This is a genomic window from Microcoleus sp. MOSTC5 (assembly GCF_036701825.1).
GTDB lineage: Bacteria > Cyanobacteriota > Cyanobacteriia > Cyanobacteriales > Microcoleaceae > Microcoleus > Microcoleus asticus.
This window is the reverse complement of sequence record NZ_JAUBRK010000060.1, coordinates 29904-50788: the sequence shown is the minus strand read 5'-3', so window position 1 is coordinate 50788 and position 20885 is coordinate 29904. Positions and strand designations below refer to the sequence as shown.

22 protein-coding genes, 1 tRNA gene and 2 pseudogenes are annotated in these 20885 nt (G+C 46.9%); 13 read left to right on the top strand and 12 right to left on the bottom strand.

Annotated features, from left to right (window positions below):
• Positions 1 to 348: 348 nt before the first annotated feature.
• Positions 349 to 3975 carry a PAS domain S-box protein gene (locus QUA54_RS26755; RefSeq protein WP_333417201.1) on the bottom strand — a complete coding sequence of 1209 codons (3627 nt, stop codon included), beginning with the start codon at positions 3973 to 3975 and terminating at the stop codon, positions 349 to 351.
• 163 nt (positions 3976 to 4138) lie between these two features.
• Here QUA54_RS26755 and QUA54_RS34590 point away from each other — a divergent pair.
• Positions 4139 to 4399, top strand: a pseudogene (locus QUA54_RS34590) (type II toxin-antitoxin system RelE/ParE family toxin); the annotation flags it as partial.
• 537 nt (positions 4400 to 4936) lie between these two features.
• On the opposite strand, the gene QUA54_RS26750 reads toward QUA54_RS34590, so the two are convergent.
• The 5 genes from QUA54_RS26750 to QUA54_RS26730 form a co-directional block, all read right to left on the bottom strand.
• The gene (locus QUA54_RS26750) at positions 4937 to 5308 is read right to left on the bottom strand and encodes a DUF4342 domain-containing protein (RefSeq protein ID WP_333201956.1); all 372 of its coding nucleotides are present in this window, start codon (positions 5306 to 5308) and stop codon (positions 4937 to 4939) included.
• Positions 5309 to 5528: 220 nt separating this feature from the next.
• Complete coding sequence (glgA, locus tag QUA54_RS26745; protein ID WP_333417199.1) at positions 5529 to 7004, bottom strand: glycogen synthase GlgA; 1476 nt, start codon at positions 7002 to 7004, stop codon at positions 5529 to 5531.
• A gap of 40 nt (positions 7005 to 7044) precedes the next feature.
• Positions 7045 to 7290: a hypothetical protein gene (locus QUA54_RS26740; RefSeq protein ID WP_333417197.1), complete on the bottom strand. Its 246-nt coding sequence runs from the start codon at positions 7288 to 7290 to the stop codon at positions 7045 to 7047.
• Positions 7277 to 7576, bottom strand: coding sequence for a hypothetical protein (locus QUA54_RS26735; RefSeq protein WP_333417195.1), 300 nt, complete (start codon positions 7574 to 7576; stop codon positions 7277 to 7279). Before QUA54_RS26735 ends, QUA54_RS26740 begins: the two co-directional genes overlap by 14 nt.
• A gap of 266 nt (positions 7577 to 7842) precedes the next feature.
• The gene (locus QUA54_RS26730) at positions 7843 to 8571 is read right to left on the bottom strand and encodes an AIM24 family protein (protein ID WP_333417193.1); all 729 of its coding nucleotides are present in this window, start codon (positions 8569 to 8571) and stop codon (positions 7843 to 7845) included.
• Positions 8572 to 8751: 180 nt separating this feature from the next.
• Between QUA54_RS26730 and QUA54_RS26725 the strand changes: the two genes are divergently transcribed.
• Positions 8752 to 10248 (top strand): glycosyl hydrolase family 57, encoded by a 1497-nt coding sequence (locus QUA54_RS26725; protein ID WP_333417191.1) that lies wholly within the window; start codon positions 8752 to 8754, stop codon positions 10246 to 10248.
• Positions 10249 to 10391: 143 nt separating this feature from the next.
• Here QUA54_RS26725 and QUA54_RS26720 read toward each other — a convergent pair whose 3' ends face one another.
• Together QUA54_RS26720 and QUA54_RS26715 are read right to left on the bottom strand one after the other, a co-directional pair.
• Positions 10392 to 10691, bottom strand: coding sequence for a hypothetical protein (locus QUA54_RS26720; RefSeq protein ID WP_333417189.1), 300 nt, complete (start codon positions 10689 to 10691; stop codon positions 10392 to 10394).
• Positions 10692 to 10740: 49 nt separating this feature from the next.
• On the bottom strand, positions 10741 to 11352 hold the full coding sequence (locus QUA54_RS26715) for a DNA-3-methyladenine glycosylase (protein ID WP_333417188.1): 612 nt from the start codon (positions 11350 to 11352) through the stop codon (positions 10741 to 10743).
• A 20-nt stretch (positions 11353 to 11372) separates the two neighbouring features.
• Here QUA54_RS26715 and QUA54_RS26710 point away from each other — a divergent pair, with 20 nt between their 5' ends.
• Positions 11373 to 11495 carry a hypothetical protein gene (locus QUA54_RS26710; RefSeq protein WP_006633228.1) on the top strand — a complete coding sequence of 41 codons (123 nt, stop codon included), beginning with the start codon at positions 11373 to 11375 and terminating at the stop codon, positions 11493 to 11495.
• Between the two features lie 99 nt (positions 11496 to 11594).
• Here the strand turns inward: QUA54_RS26710 and QUA54_RS26705 are convergent, their stop codons facing one another.
• Together QUA54_RS26705 and QUA54_RS26700 are read right to left on the bottom strand one after the other, a co-directional pair.
• Positions 11595 to 12113 carry a pentapeptide repeat-containing protein gene (locus QUA54_RS26705; protein ID WP_333417186.1) on the bottom strand — a complete coding sequence of 173 codons (519 nt, stop codon included), beginning with the start codon at positions 12111 to 12113 and terminating at the stop codon, positions 11595 to 11597.
• A gap of 47 nt (positions 12114 to 12160) precedes the next feature.
• Positions 12161 to 12343 carry a hypothetical protein gene (locus QUA54_RS26700; protein WP_333417184.1) on the bottom strand — a complete coding sequence of 61 codons (183 nt, stop codon included), beginning with the start codon at positions 12341 to 12343 and terminating at the stop codon, positions 12161 to 12163.
• Positions 12344 to 12638: 295 nt separating this feature from the next.
• Between QUA54_RS26700 and QUA54_RS26695 the strand changes: the two genes are divergently transcribed.
• Both QUA54_RS26695 and QUA54_RS26690 read left to right on the top strand, forming a co-directional pair.
• Positions 12639 to 13142 (top strand): hypothetical protein, encoded by a 504-nt coding sequence (locus tag QUA54_RS26695; protein ID WP_333417182.1) that lies wholly within the window; start codon positions 12639 to 12641, stop codon positions 13140 to 13142.
• 108 nt (positions 13143 to 13250) lie between these two features.
• Complete coding sequence (locus QUA54_RS26690; RefSeq protein WP_333417180.1) at positions 13251 to 13571, top strand: translation initiation factor; 321 nt, start codon at positions 13251 to 13253, stop codon at positions 13569 to 13571.
• A gap of 156 nt (positions 13572 to 13727) precedes the next feature.
• Here QUA54_RS26690 and QUA54_RS26685 read toward each other — a convergent pair.
• Together QUA54_RS26685 and QUA54_RS26680 are read right to left on the bottom strand one after the other, a co-directional pair.
• Positions 13728 to 13814, bottom strand: a tRNA-Ser gene (locus QUA54_RS26685).
• 34 nt (positions 13815 to 13848) lie between these two features.
• Positions 13849 to 14766, bottom strand: coding sequence for a TIGR04168 family protein (locus QUA54_RS26680; RefSeq protein WP_333417179.1), 918 nt, complete (start codon positions 14764 to 14766; stop codon positions 13849 to 13851).
• 211 nt (positions 14767 to 14977) lie between these two features.
• Here QUA54_RS26680 and nadA point away from each other — a divergent pair, with 211 nt between their 5' ends.
• The 8 genes and pseudogenes from nadA to QUA54_RS26640 all read left to right on the top strand — a co-directional run.
• Positions 14978 to 15946 carry a quinolinate synthase NadA gene (gene nadA / locus QUA54_RS26675; protein ID WP_333417177.1) on the top strand — a complete coding sequence of 323 codons (969 nt, stop codon included), beginning with the start codon at positions 14978 to 14980 and terminating at the stop codon, positions 15944 to 15946.
• Positions 15947 to 16125: 179 nt separating this feature from the next.
• Positions 16126 to 16743, top strand: a complete 618-nt coding sequence (locus QUA54_RS26670) for a TIGR04282 family arsenosugar biosynthesis glycosyltransferase (protein ID WP_333417175.1) — start codon at positions 16126 to 16128, stop codon at positions 16741 to 16743.
• Between the two features lie 322 nt (positions 16744 to 17065).
• Positions 17066 to 17782, top strand: a complete 717-nt coding sequence (locus QUA54_RS26665; RefSeq protein WP_333417173.1) for a TIGR04283 family arsenosugar biosynthesis glycosyltransferase — start codon at positions 17066 to 17068, stop codon at positions 17780 to 17782.
• A gap of 114 nt (positions 17783 to 17896) precedes the next feature.
• Positions 17897 to 18406, top strand: coding sequence for a photosystem I reaction center protein subunit XI (locus QUA54_RS26660; protein WP_172191067.1), 510 nt, complete (start codon positions 17897 to 17899; stop codon positions 18404 to 18406).
• A 57-nt stretch (positions 18407 to 18463) separates the two neighbouring features.
• Positions 18464 to 18580, top strand: a complete 117-nt coding sequence (locus QUA54_RS26655; protein ID WP_015174678.1) for a photosystem I reaction center subunit VIII — start codon at positions 18464 to 18466, stop codon at positions 18578 to 18580.
• 337 nt (positions 18581 to 18917) lie between these two features.
• Positions 18918 to 19472 (top strand): hypothetical protein, encoded by a 555-nt coding sequence (locus QUA54_RS26650; RefSeq protein ID WP_333202573.1) that lies wholly within the window; start codon positions 18918 to 18920, stop codon positions 19470 to 19472.
• A 138-nt stretch (positions 19473 to 19610) separates the two neighbouring features.
• A complete protein-coding gene (locus QUA54_RS26645) occupies positions 19611 to 20498 on the top strand; it encodes a hypothetical protein (protein ID WP_333202571.1) in 888 nt (295 codons plus the stop codon).
• Positions 20499 to 20681: 183 nt separating this feature from the next.
• A pseudogene (locus QUA54_RS26640) lies at positions 20682 to 20885 on the top strand (DUF2996 domain-containing protein); the annotation flags it as partial.

Genomic DNA, 20885 nt, shown 5'->3' with positions numbered 1-20885 from the left:
GGATGCAGTGAAAGCTGCACGTCCGCGTTCTGAAGGAGAGGTGTCCTGTGGTAACACAGGCATCGACTCTAATTGAAAGAGAGGTAGGGGTAGAAATGCCCCTATCGACTCTACCCGATAGTCTCATGCTTCGACTAGGCTCAGCACAGATGCCCGTCAGCTTCGACTAGGCTCAGCACAGGTGCCCGTCAGCCCGTACATGATTTACAAGCAATTACCCGAACCTGATATTATATCAAGTCCGGGTGATTAGTTCTAATAAAAATAGAACCTTGAGAGTGCATCTGAATCTAATGCCAAAACGGATATTGTGATAGTGGAGTATCCCGCAAATGAGCTTAATTATAACTATTCATCCGGACTCGATATAACATTACGACGAATAGGGATCTCAATTAAAAACTCTGCTCCCTGACCGAGGGTAGAGTTGCACTGCAACGAGCCACCGTGTTTCTCAGTCACAATTTGGTAGCTAATTGACATCCCTAGTCCCGTCCTCTTACCAATAGGTTTAGTCGTGAAGAAGGGGTCAAACAATCGGCTTCGCACGAGTTCAGACATACCAACTCCATTGTCAGCAATCCTCACCCTGACAAAGTTACCGTCTATTGCTTCGGTGCAAATCCAAATCGTAGCTAGTGGGTGCAATTCTTCCTTAGTGCTTACTTTCTCATAGCTACCACCCTCTTCCAAAGCATCAACGGCATTGGAAAGAATGTTCATAAATACCTGGTTAAGTTGTCCAGCATAGCACTCGACCAAGGGCAAGTCGCCGTATTCCTTAATGACAGTAATACCAGGATGCTTTGGCATCTCCTTGAGACGATTTTGCAGAATCATTAAAGTGCTGTCGATGCCTTCGTGAATGTCTACAGGTTTCACTTCCGCCTCATCCATGCGAGAGAAGTTCCGCAGTGCCAGGACAATCTTTTTAATTCGGTCTGCTCCTACTTTCATTGAGGACAGCAGCTTCGGCAAGTCTTCTTTAAGGAAGTCGAGGTCGATCGCTTCTGCTTGGGCTTGAATCTCTCGGGTTGGGGTGGGATAGTGCTGTTGGTATAGCTCAATTAGATGTAGCAGGGTTTGGATGTACTCTCCAGTATATTGGAGATTGCCGTAGATGAAGTTGACAGGGTTATTGATTTCATGCGCTACCCCAGCCACCAGTTGCCCTAAGCTAGACATCTTTTCGGTCTGCACCAGTTGCGTTTGCGTTGTCTGAAGGTTCCGTAAGGCTTGCTCAACTTGCTGCGCTTTTTCTCTTAGTTGGGTTTCGGACTGCCGCAGGGCCGCTTCTGCTGCTCTACGATCTGTAATATCAATGGCTACACCACAGAAAACCGTTTCATCGTGCTCGTTGCGGGTGGACATGGAATCCCCTTGCCACCAGCAAATTTCACCATCTGGTTTGATTAATCGCCCTTCATAGTGCCAGGGGGTCGAATTCTCGACTGCCTCAATTACCGACTGGATGTAACTGTCTCGGTCGTCTGGGTGCTGGCAGGCAATGAAGCTATTGATATCTTGCATGATTTCGGCGGCTGTGACACCGAAGATGTCGTAGCAGCGATCGCTCATGTAATCAACTGTCCAAACACCATTGGGGTTAGAAAACTGGAAAATAGTGCCAGGTATGGTTGCTGCAATCGTTCGGAACCGCCGCTCGCTAGCAGCTAAAGCGGCTTCGGCTTGTTTGCTATCGTTGATATCTCGCGTAATTCCAACTAACCCGATCGCATTCCCTAAAGCATCGCGTAATGGTGTTTTTGTGGTCAAGAAGGTTCGCATTTGTCCCTGAATCGGGACGCATTCTTCAAAGGTTCTTGGAATACCGCTGACCATGATGCTCTGGTCAAATGCCATCACTTCACGGGCAAGATCGGGTGGAAAAATTGCCAGATCGGTCTGACCAATGACTTCTTGGGCCGACTTACCAACCACTTCAATATAAGCAGAATTGATCAGAATATGTTGACCCAGTAAACTCTTGACAAAAATCAAGTCGCTTGTGCCGTTGATTACTGCATCCAACAGATTGTAACTATCTCGCATCTTGGTTTCTGCTTGCTTGCGATCGCTGATGTCCCGCACAATCACTACATATTCGTGGAAGTCCAGGTGGGAACGATCGGAAATAGAAACCTCAACCGTAATGGGATGGGATTGGTTGACACTTGTTAACGTATATTCGCTGCGATTAAGCCAGTCTTGCGGGTGAACTGCCAAGTCGGGAAGCAGTTGATTGAGGTGCCGTCTTACCAGATCGGTGGGATCGAGCTTAAAAAGCGACTCGGCGGCTGGATTAATTCTCTGAATCATCCCCATTTCATCAACAACTACAATGGCATCCTGAGCCATATTAAATAGGTGTTCCGCCGCATCTCGTGCCTCACCCAGCGCCACGACTTGAGGTAGACTCGTCCAGCAAGCGATCGCTACCCCAACAAAGGCAACGACCTGCAATAATACGACGATGAGAGCATTCCCTCGCTCAACAGACCCTGCATTTAAGAGGGAGTGAAAGCTCCACCCCGTCATCAGTGCCGCACATAACAGCACTATTAGGACACCGACCTGTAAAAGGATTGAGTCTTTAATTCTCTTTGAAGTCTGCGCTCGCTCCCAACGAATCCACCAAGCGGGATGGAGAGGGGCAAGCGGAACGCGACGAATAACGGCATCAACCGTTAAAATCCCGATGGGAAACACAAATCCCATCAGGAACTCCTGCCAGCCCCAGGAAATCCCTCCAACTAACAGGATCGGCACCTCAACCAACAAAATGCCCAGTGACAGCCGAGGGAACAAAACCTCTGGTCTGTCTCGTTGCAGCCACAGTCCTAACCGCAGTCCCATGAAGGAGGTGAACCAACCCACGCTGCTCACTGCCACGATTTCAGCCGCATCTCCCCAAACCAGACACAGGAGACTAAATACAAGTATCAGCACCAAACCTGGCCCGAATACGCCTCGTTTGGAAACCACGGCAAAAACCGGTGAAAGATGCCCATCTAAAGCAAGCTGATACAAGATTCGGGGGCAGTTGGAAACGACAGTGGCACAACTGAGCAGACTGACCGCTGCAATTAAAAAGGTGACAATTAACAGAGCTGACGACCCCCAAAAGGGCTGAGCCGCTGATAAAATGCTCAGGAAGGGGTCGCCATTGCCATTGGGATCGATCGCCAAACGAGTTAATACCCAGCTACCACCTAAATAAATGGGGGGCATTAACCAGGCCGAGAAGCTTAAAAAGCCCAGTGTCTGCTGAGGACGGCGACTATCGGCAACGTAAGCAGACGCAGTTTCGCAGGCATAGATGGCGTAGCTGACGAAGAAGTACCATTTTGCCCACTCTATAAAGCTCAAATGCGACCAATCGGTTGGAAAAAAGCCAGGACTGTCTGGAGATAAAGCTAACCAACCAATTCCCTGCACGCAAAAAGCTAACAGTAGTACGATCGCCGGAATCACAAAAAACAAATGCAGGATACTCAGCGCCCGCGTCCCGCTAAATGCCAACACAAAAGTGATGAGCGTGAACCCCAGTTTGAGGAGTAATTCGGGACAGGGGAGATTCATTGCCTCCAAATTGACTCGGATTAAGTCTGTGAGGACAATCGCGCTAATCGGGAGAGTTGAAACCCAACTGAAGAAGTATCCCAATGCGGTATAACGAGCGATGCCAGGATATCGCTTTAACAACTTCGCGGTATAGTTCGGAGTTCCCCCAGCAACATCAATCCAATGACTGCCCAGTTGCTTGACCTGATAAATGGTGAACATCCCAACGAGCATCGCAGGGAACCAGACAAAAATGGCTTGCGGTCCCAGTGCCGCATGAATGGCTGGAGCAACGCTGGGCCAGACGAGATGCCCAGTCAAACCAAACCCCCAGGTTTCAGGAGCGCTGAGGCTGCGGATTAGACGGGGAGAGGAAGACTGAGTTGAGCTAGAGCCAGAGGGGATAACCATAACTGAGGAGTGGTGTCAAGTTTTGCTGTTGAGCCTTCTGGGGTAAATATAGCGAACAGTTAAGGGTCGAACTGGAGAGTGACCTCTAGTTCAACCCCTAAATATATTTTTCCCAAACATGAACAATTAAACTCTTTCAGTCTAAGGCAGTCGAGATTTATCAGGAATTGAAGAATATATTGCTCTCAGTCACCCCGCTGTTGCTGAGCATTTTCTTGATGCACTGTTTCAGATGTTTAGACTTATAACATTCCCTCGATCTGGAAAAATTTACGATAGCTTTTCCTTGAATTTACGGGGTTTTATAGTTGATGAATACATTATTTTTTACGATCTAAGAGTTGATGGAGTCGATGAGACCTGTGTATTGATTGACTCCCGTAACTTTAAAGCTCTTTTCTTACCAGATGAGGACAGCAGCTAACTTTCTCAAATACACGGTAATGAAAGCTGACGGGGTGACAACAAGAGTCAAAAGTTTTGCCAGTAGCGAACCCGTGACAACTTAAGGTAAAAAAAGATGGGGTCAATCGATTTTAGATTTTAGATTTTAGATTTTAGATTTTAGATTTTAGATTTTAGATTTTAGATTTTAGATTTTAGATTTTAGAATTGAAGCATTCACCCCACGAATAAATTCGGGTGCTCCTTTATCGGATACAGGTTTTTTATTTCTGGACGGATGAATCCGGGGGCTTGTATCCTGGATGCTTTCGGTCAGTTTTTTCAACCAACCCCATCTGTCAAATATGTTTCCTCAATTTTACCAAATTCACCTGCAACGGCAACTAAAAAATACCGATTATCTGACTCTCAAAAGTGACAGGGCTTTATTACTAAATAAGAAAATAAGACTCGGCGATTGAAATGGCTTCTTGTCAAACAAAGTCCGCGAAGGCGGACTTTAAGAATAATTGAACTCGGCGATTGAAATCGCCGAACTTGCGAGGATGACTAATGACTATTCTTTGCGCTCGATGGCTACAGTCAAATGAGCCGCAACTGCCCCAACTGTAGCAAGTACAGCAGCAATTGGAAAGGCTACCGATCCTGCAACGCCGCCCACCAATCCAGCCATCAGCGGAATGTCTGCCAAAATCCGCCCTTGCGAGTTTTTGATGACGAGGCGGCGGAGTTTTCCTTGCTCAATTAGCTCTTTGACTTTAGCAATTAAACTGTCGGCGCTAATCTTGAATTCTTCCACTCTGACTTTTTCTTCTGTTGCAAATTCTGAAGCGAATAAAGGAGTTTCAACTGTTGGGTTGGCTGAATTTCCGGCTGCTGCTGTTTCGTCTTCTAAAATCGTTACTTGTTGTTCTAGTTGTGAGTTCATTTTTTGTAAGGGCGGGTGAAAACCAACCGTTTAATTTGTATACCCTTATCTTCGGCGATCGCACTTGGGAATGACAGGCAAGGAAACCCTACAATCTGCATTCGTACTTTCCACCCCCCCACTTTTACTCAAAACCTTATCTCTGTCTGGTTAGAAAAGGGCGGGTTTATCTATTCCTAAAGGTATAGAAAATATCTTTGGGAAAAGCCGCCCCTAGTGATTATTTGTGTCGAATTAGCTCGTAAATTTCCACATAGTCTTTAGCTGGATATTTCCACGAATTGTCACAATTCATGCCTTGAAGCATGAGTTTTTCAAATTCATCATGATAGTCATACCACAATCCGATCGCCCGATCGAGCGCTGACTCTAAAGCGCCGTAGTCGCTTTGGTAAAACACGTAACCGTTGCGCTCTTCCGGGAGGTGGCGGGTGTCGTAATCTCGATCGAACACAGTATTCACCAAACCCCCAACTCCCCGCACCACAGGAACAGTACCGTACCTCAACCCAATCATCTGAGTCAGCCCGCAGGGTTCGTAATTGCTGGGAACCACAATCATATCCCCACCCGCATAAATTAAGTGCGACAGTTCCTCATTAAAACCTAGTTCTAAATGGCAGTCGGGATTGTCATTTAAAAACTGTCTTTCGTGCTGGAAATGCGCGTTAATTCCCGCCTCCGTCGCGGAACCCAAAAGCACGAATTGCGCTCCCTTACTCAGAGAGTAATAAATTGCGTGGTGGACGAGATGAACGCCTTTTTGGTCGTCCAAACGACCGATAAAGGTAATAATAGGCTTGTCAGCATCGCGCAGTAACAGGCGATCGCGCAAAGCTTTTTTAGTTTTGGCTTTTCCTGCCAAATCCTCCTGAGTGTAGTGGTGCGGAATGTAGCTATCGGTCTCGGGATTCCACACATCGTAATCAATGCCGTTGAGCACCCCGCGAAACTTCTCTTGATACAAATGCAAAGTGTGGCCCAAACCGTAGCCAAACTCGCCGAGGTGAGCTTCCCAAGCGTGGTGCGGCGAAACTGTGGTGACAAAATTAGAGTACACAATACCACCTTTCATAAAGTTGATGGCAAAAGGGTTAAAGTTATCTCGGAGGCGATCGTACTCAAAATAATAATCCGGTCTGTGCAAACCCGTTGCTTGCAAAATATCGCTACCTCCCATGCCTTGATGTTTGAAATTGTGAATGGTATAGCAGACTCGCTGATATTCCATCCAATTGTATTTGTATATTTCAAAAAGCAAGACTGGAACCAAACCAGTTTGCCAATCGTGACAGTGAATCACATCGGGACGCTTGTTGCTTCTGAGCAAAAATTCCAAAGCGGCTTTGCTGAAAAATGCAAACCGCATATTGTCGTCATTGCACCCGTAATAACAGCCCCGATTAAAAAAGTTATCTTGAGAGCGAGGTTCGATGAAAAAACACAACTGCCCGTGCACCCACCCGCACAAGACATCGCAGAGGATTTCGCCGCCGTACCAGGGCACAGCTAGATCTCGATAGGCCTCGTGAAGTCCCCAAATGTGGTCGTACCTCATGCAGTCGTACTTGGGTAGAATAATCTCGACGCAGTGGCCGGAATTCTGCAACTCCCGACTCAAACCGTAAACTACGTCGCCCAAGCCTCCTGCTTTGATGACGGGGGCGCACTCCGAGGCAATTTGTACAATGTACATTTTTTTTTCTCGCTCCTGGATAAATCAAAAAAATATTTTCTTAACTTGACAAAGTATATGAGTTCGCGACAAATAAGCAAGTCGGCCATTGGGAATACAAGGAAATACGCACAGCTAGCGGATGTTGGGGCAGATTGCGGCGATCGCTGGCAATAGCCCAACGGGGAAGGATATCATCGAGGCGAAGCTGCAAGCTCTCCTTCAGAGGAGAAATAATCGGTTGAGCAAGTCGAAATTGTGGCAACTCGATCGCAAATTCCGCAAAATTTAACTCATTTTCTCGCATTTGTCAACTCAATCTTTTGAGCCAAATCGCGATTTGTCTCGTCTAGTTCCGAATATCGATCGCATAACTCACTCAAAGCTTCTTCTCCAGCAATCTCTCCATTACTGACAAACTTCTCTACCTCCACCGAACCATCACTCAAAAATTCAATTTCCCACCGTTCCCCAGGTACAGATACAATTACCATCATAGCTTCATCGCGATGATGCGCTAAACTGTAATCAATCGCCTGTTTTTCCAATTCTTGCAAAAATAATATTACTTGGTCAAACCCATTATTTTTCATCTATCAAATCTCCGATAGCTCAACAATTTGCGAACTATCCTAAAGCCTGGGATATTTTCTTCAGCACCTCTTTCTATTTGCTCCCATATCATTTCGCTAAATTATTCCCAACTTGACGAACTTGCCGGAAGCTTTGCTTGTTTTATACTACCTTTGAGAATCTCAGACACTTTCATGCCTGCCAATTTGTGTGCGATGTTTCTTCCTCCTTATCTTGCATAAATCCAACTCATAATTTTCATACCTCTCGACAGAAATGGAACAACTTATCCCAAACCCATCGCATCATTTTCACATACTAATAATTTACCTTTCCCCTGATAAAACCAAACATAACCCTCCCCGCCACCTTTGCCAAAATGACCTAATTTTCGATAATCTTCTTCAATCCCCTTGGTAAATCCTTTAACCAAATCGCAATCAGCTATCAAAGTTTCACCTTGTTTGAGTTCGACAACCTTAGCCGGTGAACTTGTAGCTGCTACAACAGTAGCTTTTTGCTCGCGCAAAGCTGTAACAGCAATTCTCCACCTACCGTCATTAGAAGCAGCCACTTGTCGGAATTTCAGTTTTTTAGCACCGATAACTACATTGTCCGAACAAAACTGAAATACACCGTCATCAAACTCCCACTGCTCTGCATCCGAAAGGTCGATCGGCGTATAATGCAGGAAATTCCCTTTTTGTCTCGGTTCGAGCTTCACCGTACCAGTCCCTTGATATACGGGAGCGTTGTAGTCCATTTCCGTTGTCAAAGATACCCACATATCTTTCAAACGGTTATCCGTTTTATAAACACCGGAAGTCAATTTCCCCATACACCAATGCAGCGCACCTTTTTGAATTATCACTCCCGAATTGTTCAAGTTAATTTCTACTTGCTGAACGAGGGGAATATTCTTAGTGGGATGGTAAAACTTATTGGTTTCAGGATTGATGTTATTTTGGATGTACCACAAATCCGTTGGTTCCAAAACTTGGATTTCGTATTTCATAATATACCTCGCGTGTTTACTTGAAATGTGTTAAACATTTGACCCGTGATTTGGGACTTCCGCGCTCCCGGACTTATCTTGTGAAATTTATCTTTTGCAGACATCCTCTGCTACTGTTAAAGTATCTAGCTATCTTAGCAATAGCAGACAGCGCCCCTCCACAATTGTTGAGAAAAATTTATGCCTGCGATCGCACAATCTCCCAATTTACCCATTTTACAAGAAATCAACTCAGGATTACCCAATATTTGCGGCTCCGAAGCAGAAATTAATGCCGCAGCCAGTAGCAACGAACCAATCTTTCTACCTACCACAAATCTGCGCCTGGAAAACATTCAAGCCGGATTTGCCTGCGCCCTGCATATGCACCAACCGACAATTCCTGCCGGTGCAAACGGCGAACTGATCTGCAATCTCCAGCATATGTTTGAACATCCCAACCAAGGAGATAACCACAACGCCGGAGTCTTTGCTTGGTGCTATTCCCGCATGGGAGAATTTATTCCCCAACTAATTGCTGAAGGCTGCAACCCGCGAATTATGCTCGACTATTCGGGCAATTTATTGTGGGGATTGCGCCAAATGGGACGCGACGATATCTTTGATAATCTCAAGCGGATTACCTGCGATCCTCAATATCAACCTCACGTAGAATGGCTGGGGACAATGTGGAGTCACGCCGTCATTCCCTCAACTCCCATTCCCGACATCAAACTTCAAATTCAAGCATGGCAACATCATTTTGCAGCTATTTTTGGGTTGGATGCCCTGAAGCGCGTCAAAGGTTTTTCGCCCCCAGAAATGCACTTTCCCAATCACCCAGATACACTGTACGAATACATCAAAGCTTTGAAAGAATGCGGCTATCGCTGGCTGATGGTGCAGGAACATTCTGTAGAAAATCCAGACGGTTCGGGATTGTCGCAAGACCAAAAATATATTCCCAACCGTTTAGTTGCCCGCAATTCTCACGGCGAAACAATCAGTATTACTGCTTTGATTAAAACCCAAGGTTCAGATACGAAATTGGTCGGTCAAATGCAGCCGTATTACGAAGCCAAAGGACGCAATAAACAGCAAATTGGCAGTGTCACAGTTCCTTCTTTAGTTACTCAAATTGCCGACGGCGAAAATGGCGGCGTCATGATGAATGAATTTCCCAGCGCTTTTGTCAAAGCTTGGCACGAAAACCGCGAACAAGGCGGCGGAAAATCCGGTGTTGTTGGTTTAAACGGCACTGAATATTTAGAGATAATTGAAGCGGCAGGGGTGAATCCTGATGATTATCCTGTCTGCCAGGGGGTTAACCAGCACAAAATCTGGCACCTAGTCGATCCTGATAGTGCGACGCCAGAAAAAGTGGAAAGTGCGATCGCCCAACTCAAGCAAACAGACCATAATTTTCACATGGATGGTGCTTCTTGGACTAACGATTTGAGTTGGGTGAAAGGCTACGAAAATGTCTTGGAACCGATGAATCTACTCAGCGCTGCATTTCACCGAAAATACGACCCGCTGTTGCAGCAAGATGCTTCAGTTACCAAGCAGTTTGAATACCAACAAGCTTTGCTTTACAACTTGCTGCTACAAACAAGCTGTTTCCGCTATTGGGGACAGGGAACTTGGACTGATTACGCGCGGGAACTTTACAACCGCGGTGCTGCTTTAATGAAGTAGGAGAATTTATCGTAGGGTGCCCCGGAAACACACTGTTTGAGCAGCATCAAATATCCGCGCTGACGCACCCTACATCTAGAAAGCTTGATTGATAAAGAGAGGACTAAAGTCCTCGCTACAAAGACGGATTTACCAATTACTGCCTACATTTCCTGCATCAGCCGCAAATAATTCTGCCGCATCTGCGTCATATTGTCCATCATTCTATTAGCCATATCTTTCTCAACATCGCTCATTTGCTGCCAAAATAAAGCCGATCGCCTAGCCATAATTGCTTCTTCCCATAGCATCTCCAAAAGTTGCGCCGCCATTGGATTTTCAGCATCGATAATCCCGCACAATTGCTCGAAGGCGCGGTTGGCTTCGGTGTGAGTGCTAACATCCTGAACCAGGGTTAGGCATTTCTTGAGTTGTACGATCGGATTTTCAGAAGAGTAAGCCATAATTTCACTAAGATAAGCTACAAAATTTACGCTGATACCTTTGACATTACTAGAGTTGTGACACAGCCGTAGAGTTCCCTACATACCACCGCCAAGGCAAATCAATTCCTTGAGAAATTCCGATCCGCGTAGTTTGCACAAAATTTATTGTACCCTCCTCCACAGCTTGCTGAAAGCGATCGCTCCGGTGTTCTAACCGCAGCGGTTGGCCTGCACCCAAGGGAAAACCGCTTAAAGTTCGATCTATCTTCAGTACCTTACACAGTTTCCCAGGCCCGGCGGCGAGGCGCGATCGCTTCTTCTCGGGAATTCCAGCGAATTCTTGGGGAACCGCATCTACCTGCAAAGCTCGAATCAGCACTGCACTAGCAACTCCCTCTGCATCCGTCACCACATTAAAACAGTGATACATCCCGTAGATTAAGTAAACGTAGCTCATACCCGCAGGCCCGAACATTACCTCATTGCGAGGAGTGCGCTGTCGGTAAGCGTGACAAGCGGGGTCTCCCGGGCCGTAAGCTTCGGTTTCGACAATAATTCCCCGAATTGTCTCGCCGTCAGGAAACTGCCGCACCAGCGAGCATCCCAGCAAATCTGGCGCTACGCTGGTAGATGGCCGCGCCAGCCAAAAAGATTCTACAATCTGAGTATTTGCACTCACTCAATAACAGCAGGTAAATTATGGACGTTAAGTTAGTTTTAGCAGTCTTGACAGCAGTTTTCACCGTTTGCTGTCTGTTCTTCGGCACAAAAAACGGATTCTACGATACTGACAAGTATCACGGTAACGGTTCTGCTCACTAATTTTAGGCGTGCAGTTAATTTCTTAAAAAACCGCTGCCTGTTTTTTAGGCAGCGGTTTTCTTTCGATTTAATTGATTTAAACATTATTTGCTAGTCTTACTAAGGGTGAATTTTGCCATCTGGCATTTGAGCTTCTTGCAAGCTAGCATTCGATAGGTCAGCGCATCCCATCAGGTTAAAACGCATTGTCGCCCCTCGATCCGTTGCTTTCATCTTGAAACCAACTACTGCATTTTCTGGGTTGTTCTGTTCTGGAACAGCCGTGACATTAAAATCCATATTTGCTTCTTTTTCATTAGCCTCAAGGTTGAAAGTGATACCAGCACAGCCCAAATCAGCTCCCGTCAGGTTGGCTCTATTTAAGTTGGCATTTTTGAGGTTGGCATTTGCCAATTTTGCTCCTGATAAGTTAGCACCTTCTAGGTTTGCTCCCTGCAAGTTGACTCCTTGCAAGTCTAATCCTTTGAGGTTGGCATTGCTGAAATTGCATTCGGGACACTGTTTTGTTTGCAGCAATTCCTTGACTTGGTTTTGTTGATTTGAAAAATTTAGATATTTTGCCGCAGTAAATACAACTGCGATGGACAATCCAGCAGTAAATAAATTCTTTAATTTCATAAATATCCGAAAAGCTGCGGGGGATTTCTATCGCGGTTAATAGATTTCTACAATAGTGCGATCGACCTCTCCAGAATTTCCACAACAAAATTGTCGGCATCTGAGTCAAGCAGTCCGGCGCAATTAAACACCGCCAGACTTATACATCCCGCCTCCTTTCCCTTGCCAGTGCTGCTTTGAGCTTCGGACTCGTCCCGTCCGTCTGCTTCACTTTCCTTTGAGCAGTCCACAAACGGAATTTATTATTACCTGAAGGCGCGCATTGGCATATACCTGCGGACTGAAATAAAAGAAACTTTATTTATATCCCTGGAAAGAGGAAATTTTCGAGAGACTTGAGGATAATTAAAATAGAAACGCCATAAACGCCATACTGTAGCTGCGCTGTTAAGTTCTCAGCAACTATTTTTTTTGTCACAATTGCTTTGAGAAATTAATTTACTCTAAAAACTGTTGGCAGCAGCTCAGGTTCCTCAACCTCGCCAGAACACACTCTACCTATAATCCCGACAATTCGGAGCGGCAATGAACACAATCAAACCCGAACCCAAAAGATCGCGCTTCATGGCTCTGCTGCTGACAACGCTGCTGACCTTTCCGTTTATGAGTGCTTGCGGTTCTAGTGAGCCAAGTTCCGTTACTCCGCCTCCTGTTGATAATACTCGCGCTGGAGGAGTGCAACCTAATCGCGGCTCCACTCCTACGCCACAAGCTAAAAAAGGACTCAACACTGCTCAAAAAGTAGGGATTACTTTAGCAGGAGCAGCCGCCCTTTACTACATCTACAATCAGTACAAAAATAAACAAGAAAAGGGGCCGCAGGGAAAACATTACCTTTCCAAAAACGGTCGCGTTTACTACCGCGATGCCCAGAATCGCGCGGTCTGGGTAACGCCCCCGCCTGAAGGAATTACAGTTCCGGAGTCCGAGGCATCGCGTTACCGCGAATTCCAGGGGTACAACAACCAAACTACCGGTCGAGACCTTACTACCGTGCCGGAAGCTACAAGTCCTGTTCCGGCACAGTAGCCTAACCACTTGAGATTTTAGATTGCCGATTTCGTGATTTTCACTTAAATCTGAGATTCTTAATCTAAAACAGCCATTTTTCAACACATAAAAAAGAGGAACTTTATCATGGTAGACGGATTTTTCCGGAAGTTAAAAGATGCGGTCGTCGGGTCAGACAGCGAGCAAGTCGATGCTGACGGCAATTACGAAGATGCCTCAAATCCCGGAGAGTACGGCGACGTGAGTCCGGCCAGCGAAGACCCCTACGGCGACCCCGCCGACAACGCCGGTACCGACTACGGACAGTTCGGCAACGTGAGTCCGGCCAGCGAAGACCCCTACGGCGACCCCGCTGACTACGTAGCGGATGCTGGAATGTTCGGCGACGTGAGTCCGGCCAGCGAAGACCCCTACGGCGACCCGGCGGATGAGGAAGAGTTTAGTTGAGTCAGTTGACTAGAAAAATTACCTGGTAAGCAACAGCACCCCTGCGGGGGTGTTTTTTTTGGGGAAATACCACGAGTGAGCCAAAGATGAGCGGAAAAGGGAACTCTTGAGGCAATAGAGAATCTGAAACCATTAACGGACAAGAGAATTATTAAACGGAGAGGGTGGGATTTGAACCCACGGTGACATCACTGCCACACTCGATTTCAAGTCGAGCGCATTCGACCACTCTGCCACCTCTCCGGGCGCATAAATTTTATCATACCAGCAAATGTCTCTAACTACAAATAGCCGCAGATTCAGTGCGCCGATAAAGAATTTGTTCTCTTTCTACCGCGAAATCTTCGCCTACCCATACCATAGACACTTCCGACACTGCTCCATTTTCCAGCAGGACGATCGAGAAATTGCGCAGTTTCGAGCACTCTCTCTCCACAATTCGCGGTACGCTGGCCGCATTCAAATACACCGTACCCTGCGCACTCACCTCCAGCGACTTCCGCAACTCCTGCTTCGTGTGCCGCAGTTTGTGGTGCATATGACCAAAAGTTACCAGAGGTATGTGCTTCCCAGAACTCCGAGTTCGATCGATCGCCTCCGCAAAATCCGGGTCGCCCCAATCCCCTCCCAGCGGCTTCCAATCTCGCCCGCAGGGGTCTTCAGGAGCCTCTCCTAACCCCGTTGGGCCCGTGTGACCCAAAAAAATCACATTTTCGCAATCGGCATCCGCCGCAGCCGCTGCTATGCGCCGCGCCGACTCCTCAAAACTTTCTACCCCAAACCACTCCGAGTAAAAATCCCCGTACTTCCACTCCGAGCCCCCCCAAGTAAACGGGCGGCTTCCCACCACAGTTACGCCCAATTCGGGAAAATCCCGTTTCCCGTAACCGACGTGAGCTTCTCCCATCAAATCTAACTGCTGTTTCACCCAATTTTCTTGAGTTCGATCGTAAGGGCACTGACTGCGGCCCCACTCTGTCGCCGTGTACCAAGCGTCGTGGTTCCCAAAAACTGCTGCTTTCCGAATGTCCAATTGGGCGATCGCCCGCACCACCTCCACCGACTCATTGCCAAAATCCCCCACAAACAGCACCAAATCAACGTCCAGATGCTTCAAGGCCTCGCCGTCTTCAGGTTCCCACAGATCGTGAACGTCCCCCACCACCGCAATTTTGATAGATTTAGCTTTATTCATGTGATTTGTCATGTGCGATCGATCCCTAGCCCCTTCTTACTCAGCATAAGAAACAGCGACCAATTTTTGCACTCTCCCCCAGCCTATTTTGGATTTTAGATTTGAGATTTTAGATTGGCTCCACTGAACAGCCAGCACTTTTTGGTGAATTCAACTATAATTCAAAATACACTTTAGCTGTCTTCGCCACCTTCACCGGAATATTCTAACTGTGTTTACCACCGCACCTGCTCCGAACTTGACTCAAACCCGACTGCCCGACGACTTGTTTGCAGCAATTAACGCCCTCAAACAAGAGTTGAACGCCGTCATTCTCGCCCACTATTACCAAGACTCCGAGATTCAAGACATCGCAGACTTCATTGGCGACTCCCTAGAACTTGCCCGCAAAGCCGCCAACACCAGCGCCGATGTCATAGTTTTTGCCGGAGTTCATTTCATGGCCGAAACCGCAAAAATACTCAATCCAGACAAATTAGTATTGCTGCCAGACTTAAATGCTGGGTGTTCCCTCGCCGACAGTTGCCCTCCCGAAGCCTTTGCAGCTTTCAAAGCCGATCGACCAGGACATTTGGTAATTTCCTACATTAATTGTACCGCCGCAATTAAGGCAATGAGCGATATAATTTGCACCAGTTCTAACGCTGTTAAAATTGTCAACCAAATTCCCAAAAATCAGCCTATAATTTTTGGGCCAGATCGCAATCTCGGCCGCTATGTCATGGAACAAACCGGCAGAAACATGGAGATATGGCAAGGAGCCTGTATCGTCCACGAAAACTTCTCAGAAAAAAAGATAGTTCAACTCAAAATCGAAAATCCCGAAGCCGAAATAATTGCCCACCCAGAATGCGAACCTCCCGTGCTGCGCCACGCCAATTACATCGGCTCCACCACTGCCTTGCTCAAATATTCTCAGTCCAGTTCTAGCCAAGCTTTTATTGTCGCGACTGAACCGGGAATCATTCACCAAATGCAAAAACAAGCTCCGCACAAACGCTTCATCCCCGCTCCTTCCACCAATAATAACTGCGCTTGCAACGAATGCCCGCACATGAGATTAAATACCTTGGAAAAATTGTATCTCTCCCTAAAAAATCAAACCCCCGAAATTACCATGCCCCTAGATATTCAACTAGCAGCCTTGCAGCCCATCCAGCGAATGCTAGAAATGAGCTAACCCCTCGCTATTTTTAAGTAAATATATTGTATGCTGGGTTGGGCGCGGCGATTAAATTAAATCCTCGCCTAACCCATCAACATCGATCGGCAATCCGTGAATCAGTTGTCAAACTCTTTCTCTTCTGTTCCTCTGCGCCTCTGCGCCTGTGAGGTTCCTTTAAAACTCATGAACGATAAATGATGCCGGAAAAACTGATTGTTTTCACTCGCTATCCCGAACCGGGAACGACCAAAACTCGACTAATTCCGGTGCTGGGAAAAACAGGCGCTGCCAACCTTCACCGCTTGATGGCCCAACGGACGATCGCCTGCGCTCTCTCTCTCCAAAAATCCCGCCGATTATCCGTAGAAATTCACCGATCCGGCGGCAGCCAACAACTGATGCAAGAGTGGTTAGGAAATGATATTATTTGTCAAAATCAAAGAGACGGCGATTTGGGCGCAAGAATGACAGCAGCATTTGAAAAGTCTTTTTATTCAGGGGTTGAGAAAACTGCAATTATCGGCACTGATTGTCCTGGTTTGAAAGCAGAAATCATGGCACAAGCTTTTGAGCAACTCAGCCAGCACGATTTAGTTTTGGGGCCGGCAAAAGACGGAGGTTATTATCTGATCGGGCTGCGGCGAACGATACCGGAATTGTTCGGTGGCATTCAGTGGGGAACCAGTGAGGTATTTGCTTGTACGCAGGCGATCGCCCAAAATCTCGACCTCAATATTGCTTATCTTCCCACTCTTGCAGATATCGATCGACCAGAAGACCTGCGCGGTTTAGATATTAATATATTGAAATAACTAAAGTCGATTTTAATTATATTAACTAAGATAATTTATCCTAGTTGATTATAAAAATTTACTCGATCCTGAAACCAGAATGTCATAATATATTAAGTGTATTTGTCTAACCAAATGCAGCGGTTAGACAGCGCTTGGGAGAATACTCGCAGGCGCGATAAAAAGCTAAAAAGTAGCAAATAATAAGAACTCACATTTGTACAAAACCCGCCCTCTCAGATCAAAGCCGAATCTAGGCGCTGGTCAGGCGTAAAAAATTAGCAAATAACAGATAAGCTTTGTACAAAACCCGCCCTCTATCTCACGGGCTGCTTAATTCAGTATGCCGCCAGAAAATCGCAATCTCAAAATTTCTATTATAATTCCCGTCTTAAATGAAGCACTTACAATTGCCCCAGTGATCTCCACCGCCCTTCAGGCAAAAAATGTCGAAATAATTGTCGCCGACGGCGGCAGCAGCGACGGTACTACAGATATAGCAAAATCTTTGGGCATCCGAGTTATCTGCACGGCCCCAAGTCGCGCAGTTCAAATGAATGCAGGTGCAGCCGCAGCTACTGGAGACATCCTGCTGTTTCTCCACGCCGACACTCATTTACCTCGCGGGTACGACTCTGGCGCGCGTGAGGCACTCGCTAAACCGTCCGCAGTAGCGGGGGCCTTTCAACTCAAGATTGACGCCCGCAGGCTCTGTCTGCGTCTGGTAGAAACAGGGGTAAACTGGCGATCGAACTTTCTGCAAATGCCCTACGGCGATCAAGCCATTTTCCTCAAAGCAGCTACCTTTGACAAAATCGGCGGTTTTCCCGACTTGCCCCTCATGGAAGACTTTGAATTCGTGCGCCGGTTGAAAAAACAAGGCCGCATCGAAATAGTACCCCAGCCAGTGCTGACCTCCGCCCGTCGCTGGCAGCAGCTTGGGGTCATCAAAACCACCGCCATTAATCAAATAGTAATCATCGCTTATTTCCTGGGAGTGTCGCCCGATCGACTCGCTTTCTGGTATAAGGGACAAAAGAAAAATTCTTCTGAAAACTAAAGAATAGTGAACTTTTCTAAAGCTCACCGTTAATTATGTAAATAGGAAACACGTCCCTGCGTAAAATATGACTTGAACGCCTCAACTTTATTAAACTGCGAGGACAAACAGAATATGGCCGATCCCAGAGATGCAGAGCTTATTAAACCCTTTAACGGCGACCCCTTCACGGGTCATCTAGCAACTCCCATCAGTGCTTCTGATTTCACAAAAGCATTCATTGGGAACTTGCCCGCTTACCGCAAAGGACTCTCGCCCCTAGTTCGAGGTCTAGAAATCGGTTTGGCCCACGGTTATTTCCTCGTCGGCCCCGAAATCGTCTTCGGACCCCTGCGGGATTATCCCGAAGCAGCTAATCTCGGGGGATTAATTACAGCCCTCGTTTTAGTTCTGCTCGGCACACTAGGTATGTCTGCTTACGGTTTGGTGTCTTTCAAGCAAGACAACACCAGCTACCCTAGTGCTAATCCCATGACTCCCGATTCCCTCAGAAATGCTGAAGGGTGGAGCCAGCTTACCGCTGGTTTCTTCATTGGCGGGATGAGCGGCGTCTTTGCTGCCTATTTCTTACTCGAAAACTTTAACGGCGTTGACGCCATTTTCCGGGGTTTAGTCAACAATTAGGTTTCACTGCCAAATACCCCTGTTGGAACACACTAACTTTAGTTTGGAGAATTAGATATGACAGGTTCCTACGCTGCTTCTTTCTTGCCTTGGATTTTGATTCCGGTTATTACATGGTTAATGCCGGTTGTGGTAATGGGTTTGTTGTTTATCTACATTGAAAGCGACGCCTGAGCCTTACCCCGAAAGTAAGACCTAAGTTGGAAAGCCGAAGTAAAACGATTGACGAACAATTTCTCTGAAATTTCTAGATAAATCTAGGGAAAATCAGCAAAAATTGTTTTGAGATTGCTGGCAATCACAAAACTTAGTTTCTTTACCCCCATCCCCAGAATTTATCTGTGGAGCAATCTTTCAGTTTTCTTACTTCAGAACTCGTAATTGCCGAAAAATCCTCTGCCGGCAGGCAGAGGATTTTTTTACAAATAAGACAAATTATCCGCTTAGGGAACACAAATTGCCAAATTCTAAGCCACAATTGTTATGGAAACTTATTCATGAGGAGACAGCGATGCAATTTTCCCCCGCACGCCGAATCTTAGCTCCATTCCTGATCTCGGTACTTCTGCTGGTGACCGCCTGCGGTCAAACCCAAGCTCCCTCCCGCTGGGACAAAGCCCAGCAGGAAAGCACCCAAAAACCTGCTCAAGCCAGGCAGACAACTGCTGACAAATCAAGTGCTAGTAATCAAAACCTGCCCAAAAAGGCAGTTGCAGGCGGCCAATTAAATAAATACTTCCCGTCTTCTGGCGGTGGATTCGATCGCGTCTTCGCTCAAGAAAAATCCGGTTTTGCTGAAGCTAAGCTGAACAAAGGCGGTAAAAATGTGGCGATGCTCTCGATTAACGACATTGCCGGCAACCCCTCGGCAGGCGCAAAATTTCAGCAAAGTACCAAGCAAATCGGCGGCTATCCCGCAGTTAATCAGGGTGCTAATATCACCGCTGTTTTAGTGGCAAATCGCTATCAGGTGAAAGTTCAATCCCGCGATCCGTCTTTTACCGCTAGCGATCGCGAAGCTTGGCTGTCAAAATTTAACCTCGGTGGCCTCGCTCGCGTCAAGTAGCAATGTCTATGGTCAAACTCCGCGCCCGACTCCAGTCTGGCGCTATTAGAACTAAGTCTGCCAAAATAAGACTGTGAAGTTCTTGCCATCTGCCAAAAGTAATAGCTTTGATTCCCGTTCTAGCAAAAGGAGTTTTTTGTGAGCAAAACAGTCTTTGAATTAGTCGATACACTGCCTAAAGACAACATGACTGTCAAAGCCCTGCGAGCGCTTGACTTTGTGGTTCCCGGCGAGTGGAACAATTTAGTTGGCTTTGAAAATACTATTCGCACCGTTACTGGCGAAACAGACGAAGAACTGATCCAGCAAATCGGCGAGCGCGCCATCTACCTCTACAACGATAAGTCTCAGGGCTACCAGCGCGCTCTGTGGCTTTACCAAACTATTGACAGTGCCGACAAGGCTTTGGGCAGTGCCGCCCTCGCTAATAAAGTTGCGGAAAATGTCTCGTTTTTGTCGTTCCTCGGCAATATAACTCCCAAGGCTGAAAAAGCTCAAACGATCGACCTTTCTCTGAAGTTAGTCACTGAGTTGCTCGCTTTTTGCCAAATCAACGGCCTTCCCGGCGACAGCATCGGCGATTTTGCCGGATCTTTGGGCGATTACGGTGGCGAATCCCTGATGCGGATGGCTGCTTTGGTTTGTTTCGACGGTTTGATCCCCCTGGGCCCAGACTTTATCATGGCAACTCAGTCTTGGATTCAAAAGCTCTCCCCTAGCGATTTGCAAGATAATCAGGCCTTCAAGTCGATCGGCGACCAGATTCCAGGCGGCTCTCCCGCAGGCCAACTCGGCTTTATTGGCGAAAGCTTTAACTCGGTTTCTGGCTGGATGAGCTCTTTTGTGAGCGATCGAGGTTTGACTCCCCAAAACGTACTCGGCCACTTGCAGAATTTTGTAGACATTTCTGCTGATAAGGTGGACTACGTGGGCGCATTCCTCGACATTAGTACCAACTACTACGAACACACCGGTGTTCAAACTCTCGCCCGCCGTTTGATTGAACGAGCTGTCGCAGAGATTTAGAATAATCTCAAGAGTTGTGATGTTTGCGGGCGATCGCCCTCTGAGAGTGTTGTGAGTTCAAATTTTTTGGACTAGCCATTCTCTCAGGTTGGTTTTCGATAAAAACTGTGTGCGATAGAGAAAGTCGATCGCCCGCACCTGCACTCACAACTCCTTACCGATCACTTTTAAAAGGAAACGTTAATGCCAGAAGAACCGCAAAATCCTACTGCTGGGGAATCGGAAACTCCCAGTGCTTCGATCGAGAACGCCCCGAGTTCCGACGCACCCGAGACAAGCTACTTTCCCAGCCCTGACAAGCCTGAGCCGGCTGCTAAAAAACCCGCAGCCAAGAAAGAACCGCAAAACCCTACCGCTGGAGAATCCGAAACTTCCAGTGCTGCGAGC